General features: G+C 71.5%; 7 protein-coding genes. 6 read left to right on the top strand and 1 reads right to left on the bottom strand.

From position 1 onward, the window contains the following. A partial coding sequence (locus Pen02_RS42990) for a polyketide synthase docking domain-containing protein (RefSeq protein WP_372445622.1) occupies positions 1-88 on the bottom strand: 88 nt, incomplete at its 3' end. A 538-nt stretch (positions 89-626) separates the two neighbouring features. On the opposite strand from Pen02_RS42990, the gene dpgA reads away from it, so the two are divergent. From dpgA to dpgD, 6 genes are all read left to right on the top strand, one after another. Next, positions 627-1,724 (top strand): 3,5-dihydroxyphenylacetyl-CoA synthase DpgA, encoded by a 1,098-nt coding sequence (gene dpgA, locus Pen02_RS18380; protein ID WP_203867270.1) that lies wholly within the window; start codon positions 627-629, stop codon positions 1,722-1,724. Between the two features lie 153 nt (positions 1,725-1,877). Next, positions 1,878-2,561 (top strand): enoyl-CoA-hydratase DpgB, encoded by a 684-nt coding sequence (gene dpgB, locus Pen02_RS18375; protein ID WP_203867269.1) that lies wholly within the window; start codon positions 1,878-1,880, stop codon positions 2,559-2,561. Then, positions 2,558-3,877, top strand: coding sequence for a (3,5-dihydroxyphenyl)acetyl-CoA 1,2-dioxygenase DpgC (dpgC, locus tag Pen02_RS18370; protein ID WP_203867268.1), 1,320 nt, complete (start codon positions 2,558-2,560; stop codon positions 3,875-3,877). The genes dpgB and dpgC overlap by 4 nt, the downstream gene beginning before the upstream one ends. Then, the gene (locus Pen02_RS18365; RefSeq protein ID WP_203867267.1) at positions 3,874-5,502 is read left to right on the top strand and encodes a thiamine pyrophosphate-binding protein; all 1,629 of its coding nucleotides are present in this window, start codon (positions 3,874-3,876) and stop codon (positions 5,500-5,502) included. The genes dpgC and Pen02_RS18365 overlap by 4 nt, the downstream gene beginning before the upstream one ends. A 48-nt stretch (positions 5,503-5,550) precedes the next feature. After that, positions 5,551-6,993 carry an aldehyde dehydrogenase family protein gene (locus tag Pen02_RS18360; RefSeq protein ID WP_203867266.1) on the top strand — a complete coding sequence of 481 codons (1,443 nt, stop codon included), beginning with the start codon at positions 5,551-5,553 and terminating at the stop codon, positions 6,991-6,993. A gap of 13 nt (positions 6,994-7,006) precedes the next feature. Further along, on the top strand, positions 7,007-7,804 hold the full coding sequence (gene dpgD / locus Pen02_RS18355; RefSeq protein WP_203867265.1) for an enoyl-CoA-hydratase DpgD: 798 nt from the start codon (positions 7,007-7,009) through the stop codon (positions 7,802-7,804). Positions 7,805-7,819: the final 15 nt, after the last annotated feature.

Here is a 7,819-nt window from a genome sequence, read left to right as displayed (position 1 = left end):
CGAGCCGGTTGTTGTCCTGGCGGATGCGGTCGTTCTCCTTCAGCGACGCCCGCAGTGCCTCGACAAGCTGCTCGGTTGACGTGGTCATGGGATCTCCCGTTCTCGTCGGGCCGGCCGGGGGTGCGGGCCGGGCCGGGATGGAGCAAGGCCGCTTCCCACCGCCGTACGAACCTCGGCTCCCCGAGCCGGGGCAGGTGAAGGAAGCGACCACAGTGGCCACCGAATGCGCGCACGAATCTGTGCCGAACCTATTCGGGCACTCACCAGACCGGACACCCCTACCGAGGTGATCCACCCCCTATCCGGGCGGGCAGAAACCGCCGCGAAACATTTCCCGTACGGAGGGCCGGCACGCTACCCGATGATCACCACAGCCGACACCCCTGACGTACCCCTGGATCGATTTTCCAACGAAGTAGAGCCGAATGCACAACGTGCCCGGGTCTCGGCTACTACCCCTGACTAGGTCCGTTCTGCTATCCAACACAGGTGACGACGTGTTGTCATGGCACCATCCGCTAATCGGCACGCGCCGCCCCGACAGCGACGTCGCCGATCAGCCGGCCAGCGCGACATTCATATCCCGGGACGACCCGACCGGGATTTCTCTCAAGCGGAGAAGATTCATGACGCTACCTGCGCCCGCCCCGGTCCTCACCCCTGACCGGGCACACCTCCCGCCGAAGATCGTCAGCGTGGGCGCTGCGGTGCCGCCCGATTCGTATTCGCAGCAGGAGATCCTGGACATGTACGGGATCACGGACCGCCGAATCCGGTCCGTCTTCCACAACAGCGCGATCGAGCGGCGCTTCCTGAGCCTGCCCCCGGAGCTGCCGGAGGGCACCCGGGCCACCGAGACCCAGGGCGAGTTGCTCCGCAAGCACAAGCTCACCGGCATCGACATGGGCAAGCGGGCGATCCTCTCCTGCCTCAAGGACTCCGACTACGAACTCGACGACGTCGGCTACCTGTGCTGCATCACCACGACCGGGTTCCTGACGCCCGGCTTCAGCGCCCTGCTCATCAAGGAGTTGGGGCTCAGCGTCACGACGAGCCGCCTCGACGTGGTCGGCATGGGCTGCAACGCCGGGCTCAACGGCCTCAACGCCGTCGCGGGCTGGGCCAGCGCACATCCGGGCCAGCTCGCGCTGATCGTCTGCGTCGAGGCGTGCTCCGCCGCGTACGTGATGGACGGCACCATGCGCAGCGCGGTGGTGAACAGTCTCTTCGGCGACGGCGCGGCGGCCGCGGCCCTCATCACCGACGAGGCCGGACTCGAACCGGGTCCCACCGTCCTCAAGTTCGCGAGCTGCATCATCCCCGAGGCCGTCGACGCGATGCGCTACGACTGGGACGACCAGCAGGGCAAGTTCAGTTTCTTCCTCGACCCCGAGGTGCCCTACGTGGTGGGCGCGCACGCCGAGGAGGTCATCGGCCGGCTGCTCGACGGTACCGGCCTGCGCCGCAGCGACATCGCCCACTGGGTCGTGCACTCGGGCGGCAAGAAGGTCATCGACTCGGTGATGGTCAACCTCGGTCTCACCCGTCACGCGCTGCGGCACACGACCGGGGTGCTGCGCGACTACGGCAACCTTTCCAGCGGCTCGTTCCTGTTCTCCTACGGTCGACTGCTCGAAGAGGGTGTCACCCAGCACGGCGAGTACGGCGTCCTGATGACCATGGGCCCGGGGTCGACGATCGAGTCGGCCCTGCTGCGGTTCTGAGCCGGCTCCAGCGCTTCGGCGAGGGTGACGGGCGGGATCGCCGCTCGGACGGATCGGGGGTCTCCCGGTCGAAGCAGGGCGGTCGAGGCGAGACGGCTCCGGACCGCACTGGTCACCTTCTGACACTGACGACACCCGAGAAGGCGGTGCACTTTGACGGACATATCGGAGATCGGCACGCGGCAGGTCGTACACCTGTCGATCGGCAGCGGGCAGCGGATCGGCCCCGAGCTGATCGCGGAGGTCGAACGGGCCTGCGCCCGGGCCGAGGATCTACCGGACGCGACGGTGGTCCTGCGGCTCACCGGGGAGCAACCGGGCGGCGCCGACGCCGAGCTGAGCATCCACACGGTCAACAAGTGGGAGCGGGCACTGCGCCGGCTCGAACGGCTGGACGCCGTCGCCATCGCCGTCGCCGAGGGCCTCTGCGCGGGACCGGCCCTGGAGGCGCTGCTCGCGGCCGACTACCGGATCGCGGCTCCGGACCTGCGCCTGCGGTTCGTCCAAGGAACCGGCGAGCCGTGGCCCGGCATGGCCGTGCACCGCGTCGCCAACCAGGTCGGGGTGGCGCGCGCCCGCAGCCTGGTGCTCTTCGGGACGCAACTCTCGGCCACCGAGGCGGCCGGGCTGGGCCTGGTCGACGAGATCACCTCGGATCTCGACGACGCCGTGGCGCGACGCACGGCGGCAACCCGCGAGCTGGCCGGCAGCGAGCTCGCGATCCGCCGACGACTGCTGATGGAGGCGAGCGCGGTGAGTTTCGAGGACGCCCTCGGCACCCATCTCGCGGCCTGCGACCGGATGCTGCGGCGGATGAAGGGAACCCAGCCCGCATGACCGCTACCGCCGCACCGGTGCGTGCGCCGCGGATCACCGGCGACCTGCGCACGGACGCCGCCGCCCTACGCCGGCATACCGCCGCCGACGACGCCCGGCTGGCGGAACTGCCCGCCAACCCGGACCGGACACCGGCGCAGCAGCAGGCCGCGGACGGACTGCACCGGTCCAGCCGGTCGTTACGGTCACGCTTCATGGCGGCGCACGCTCCGGCCGTGCACGCGGAACTGACCGAGGGCGGCACCGGGTGGCTGCGGATCGCCGAACTCGCGGAAGCCGCGACCGACCGCTTTCCCGGCCTGGTACCCACGAAGGAACAGCTCGCGCAGGAGCGTACGCACCGGCAGGCGCACAAGGAGGCCCGGGAGATCGACCAGGCCATCTTCCTGCACGGACTGCTGGGAGTTCCGGCGGTCGGACGGCACGTCGTCGACGCCATGCGACAGCCCACGCCCCGCGCCCTGGCCCTGCTCGACGACTTCCGACGCAGTGGCGTGGCCGAGTTCGCCACGGTCCGACTCGAACGCGACGGCGACATCGGCCGAGTCACCCTGTGCAACGCGCACTGCCTCAACGCCGAGGACGACCAGCTCACCGCCGACCTGGAGACCGCGGTCGACCTGGTACTGCTCGACGACGGGATCCGGGCCGGCCTGCTGCGCGGCACGACCATGACCCATCCTCGGTACGCCGGACGCCGCGTCTTCAGCGCCGGCATCAATCTCAAGCACCTGCACGAGGGCAAGATCTCGTACATCGACTTCCTGCTCGACCGGGAACTCGGCTATCTCAGCAAGATCGTCCGGGGGCTGTGGACGGGTGCGGACGGCGGCTGGGCGGAGAAACCCTGGGCCGCCGCCGTCGACACGTTCGCCATCGGCGGCGGAATGCAGGTACTGCTCGCCTGCGACCAGGTCGTGGCCGGCGCCGACGCCTACTTCACCCTGCCCGCCGCCCAGGAGGGCATCGTGCCCGGTCTGGCCAACCTCCGGCTCGGGCGGTGGGTGGGCGCCCGGCTGGCCCGCGACATCATCCTGACCGGACGCAGGTTGCACGCCGTCGAACCGGAAGCGCGCCTGCTCTGCGCGGAGATCGTCGACCCGGACGAGGTGGGAGCAGCCGCGGACCGGGCGGCGGCGCGGCTGACCGCCCCGGCCGTCGTCGCGAACCGACACATGCTCAACCTCGCCGACGAGCCGGTCGACGTGTTCCGCACGTTTGTGGCGGAGTTCGCCCTCGTGCAGGGCGACCGGTTGTACAGCCCGGACGTGCTGGCGAAGGTCGGCGCCCGGTGGAGCACGGGAGAGCGCCGATGAGGCCCATCGAGGCGATGCTGACGATCCTGCGCGAGGAGGGTGTCACCCGCGTCTTCGGCAACCCGGGCACCACCGAGTTGCCGTTCCTGGACGCGCTCGTCGGGGAGCCGGACATCGAGTACGTGCTCGGCGTCCACGAGGGGTCGGTGGTGGCGATGGCCGACGGCTACGCGCGGGCCACCGGACGCCCGGCGTTCGTGAGCCTGCACATCGCGGCAGGACTCGCCAACGGCCTCTCGGGTCTGCTCAACGCGAGCCGGTCCCGTACGCCGATGGTCGTCACCGCCGGCCAGCAGGACCGGCGGCACCTGGCACAGGACCCGATGCTCTCCGGCAACCTGGTCGGACTGGCCCGGTCGGCGGTCAAGGAGACGTTCGACGTCCAGCACGCCCGGGACCTGCCGGTCATGCTGCGCCGCGCGTTCCGGCTCGCCGTCCTGCCGCCGGCCGGCCCGGTCTTCCTCTCCGTGCCGATGGACCTGCTGGCCGAGCAACCCGACGTCAGCCTCTTCGACGCGCCGATCGCGGCACAGCCCACCGCCACCGGGGTGGCCAGCGCCACCAGCATCCTGGCCCGGGCCCGGCACCCGGCGATCGTCGCGGGCGACGGCGTCGGGCGCGAAGGCGGCGTCGAGGCGCTGGTCGCGATAGCCGAGGCGATCGGCGCGGTCGTCTACCACCAGCCGATGCACGACGGCATCGACTTCCCGATGCGGCACGATCTGTACGCGGGCGCCCTACCCCCGATCAACGCCGAGATCCGCAACACGCTGGCCCCGCACGACCTGGTCCTCATCGTCGGGTGCCACGCCTTCATGCCGCACCACTACTCCCCCGGTCCCGCCATCGCACCCGGCACCCGGGTGGTGCAGATCGACTCCGATCCCACCGAGATCGGCCGCAACTTCGCCGTCGAACTCGGCCTGGTCGGCACCATCGAGCCCACCCTGCGCGGCATCGCCGAACTGCTACAGGAACTCCAGCCCGACACTGGGCAGCGCTGCGCCGAGCTGCGGGAACGGCACCTCAGCCAGCGGGCCGCGGCGGAGACCGTCGCGCTGAAGGCGTACGGGCCGGCACCGCTGGACCCGGAGGCGGCCGCGCACGCCGTGGCGTCCGCGCTGCCCGGCGACGCGGTGGTGGTCGAGGAGGCCATCACGACCGGGGTGCTGTTGCGCCGCTTCCTGCGGCTGGAGCGGCCCCGCTCACTGGTGCACACGGTCGGCGGAGGGCTCGGCTTCGGCATCGGCGCCGCCGTCGGCACCGCGCTGGGCGACCCGGGCCGCCCGGTGGTCGCCGTACTCGGGGACGGGTGTGCCATGTTCGGGTTGCAGGGGCTGTGGAGCGCCGCCCGCTACGGCGTACCGGTGACGTTCGTGGTGATGAACAACGGGGAGTACCGCACGCTCAAGGACACCCTCGACGGGTGGGACAGCCGCGCCACGCATGCCGGCCACTACCCCGGCCTCGACCTGGGGCCGCTCGACTTCACCGCAGCGGCGGCGTTCTTCGGCATCGACGCGCGCCGGGTCGGGCACACCGACGAGCTCGTCGACCTGATCACCGGTGCACCGGACCGCAGCCGTCCGATGCTGATCGACGTACCCATCCTCGGGCACGGATAGGCCCGACACCCGTACCCGGCCCCACACCTTCCCACCGCAGGAGACGTTGTGACCCTGATCGATCTCGCTCGCACCGGCGGCAAGGTGTACAGCGGCGGCTGGCGGGAGCCGGCCGGCGGCAGCACGAAGGTGGTCGAGCCGGCGACCGGCGTGGTCCTGGCCGAGGTCGGAGTCGGCGACGCCGGTGACATCGACGACGCGGTACGCGCCGCAGCCCGCGCCCAGCCCGGGTGGCAGGCCCTCCCGGCACCCGACCGGGCCGCCGTGCTGCGCCGCGCCGCCCTGGTGCTCGTCGAGCACACCAGCGAGGTGGTGGAGTGGCTGATCCGCGAGAGCGGCTCCGTCCGGGGCAAGGCGGAGTACGAGGTGGCGTCCGCCGCCGACGAGTTGTGGGCCGCCGCGACCCTGCCGATGTACCCGCACGGCGAACTGCTGCCCGACCCGGCCGGCCGGCGGAGTGTGGCGCGGCGGGTCCCGGTCGGCACGGTCGGCGTCATCAGTCCCTGGAACGTGCCGCTGCTGCTGGCGCTGCGGGCGGTGGCCCCGGCGCTGGCGCTCGGCAACGCCGTCGTCCTCAAGCCGGACCCGCGCACCGCGGTCTCCGGTGGGCACGCGGTGGCCGCCGTGTTCGACCGGGCGGGCCTGCCCGAGGGCGTACTGCACGTGCTCGCCGGCGGTCCGGAGGCGGGTGAGGCCCTGGTGCGCCATTCGGGCACGGACATGATCGCGTTCACCGGCTCCTCGGCCGTCGGACGGCAGATCGGAGCCACGGCGGGCGGCGCCCTCAAGCGGGTGTCGCTCGAACTGGGCGGCAACAACGCCCTGTTGGTCCTCGACGACGCCGACGTGGTGGCGGCCGCGTCGGCCGGCGCCTGGAGTTCCTTCTTCCACCAGGGGCAGGTCTGCATGTCGGCGGGCCGGCACATCGTCGTCGAGGCGGTCGCCGACCGCTACGTGGACGCGCTGTGTCGGCACGCCGCGCAGGCCGTCGTCGGCGACCCGTGGACCGAGCAGGTCGGGCTGGGGCCGCTGATCGACCTGGCGCAGCGGGACCGGGTCGACCGGATCGTACGCGAGTCGATCGCCGCCGGTGCGATGCTGCGCGAGGGCGGCAGCCACGACGGGCTGATGTACCGGCCGACCGTACTCACCGGGGTGACGCCGGAGCTGCCCGCCTTCCGCGAGGAGATCTTCGGTCCGGTGGCGCCGGTGATCGTGGTGGCCGACGAGGACGAGGCGGTCCGGATCGCCAACCTCACCGAGTACGGCCTGGTGGCGTCGGTGTACACCGGCTCGGCAACCCGTGGTGCCGCCCTGGCCGACCGCCTGGCCACCGGCATCGTCCACGTCAACGACCCGACCGTCGACGACAACGCGTACGTCCCGTTCGGGGGGCGTGGTGCGTCCGGCAACGGGCACCGGCACGGCATCGGGCGTAACACCGAGGAGTTCACCCAATGGCAGTGGCTGACCCTGCCCGCCGCCGGTTGAGGCGGTGACGCCGGTGCCGACCACTGTGGAGTACCGCAAGGCCGGGCACCTGGCCACGATCACCCTGAACCGCCCCGAGGTGCTCAACGCGATGAACCTGCGGATGCACGAGGAGCTCGCGGAGATCTGGGACGACTTCGAGCGTGACGACGAGATCTGGGTCGGCGTACTCACCGGCTCGGGCGACCGCGCGTTCTCGGTGGGGCAGGACCTCAAGGAGTTGGCGGCCCGCGAGGACGCCGGCGTGGCGAAGCCGTCGACCTTCGGCAGCCGAGGCAAACCGGGCTGGCCCCGGCTGACCGAACGGTTCGGCCTGACCAAGCCGCTGGTCGCCCGGGTACGCGGCTACGCCCTGGGCGGCGGGTTCGAACTCGCCCTGGCGTGCGATCTGATCATCGCTGCGGACGACGCCCGTTTCGGGCTTCCCGAGGCGCGGCTCGGCCTGATCGCGGGTGCGGGCGGCGTGTTCCGGCTCAGTCGCCAGCTTCCGGTACGCACCGCGCTGGGTCACCTGATGACCGGCCGGCAGCTCGGCGCGCGCCGCGCCTACGAGCTGGGACTGGTCAACGAGGTCGTGCCTGCGGCGGAGTTGGACGACTGTGTCGGCTCCTGGGTCGGCGACCTGCTGACCTGCGCACCGCTGGCCGTCCGCGCCGTCAAGCAGGCGGTGCTCACCTCACTCGACCTGTCCGTGGAGCAGGCGTTCGCCACGCGGTACCCGTGTGAGGAGATCCGGTTGCACAGCGAGGACGCCAGGGAGGGTCCTCGGGCGTTCGCCGAGAAGCGGTCGCCGCGCTGGCAGGCCCGGTAGCGGAGAGATCCCGGC

It is taken from the genome of Plantactinospora endophytica, assembly GCF_016862915.1.
In the GTDB taxonomy this organism is placed as follows: Bacteria; Actinomycetota; Actinomycetes; order Mycobacteriales; family Micromonosporaceae; genus Plantactinospora; species Plantactinospora endophytica.
Note: the sequence above shows the minus strand (reverse complement) of the source record. Positions and strands in the feature narration are given on the sequence as shown.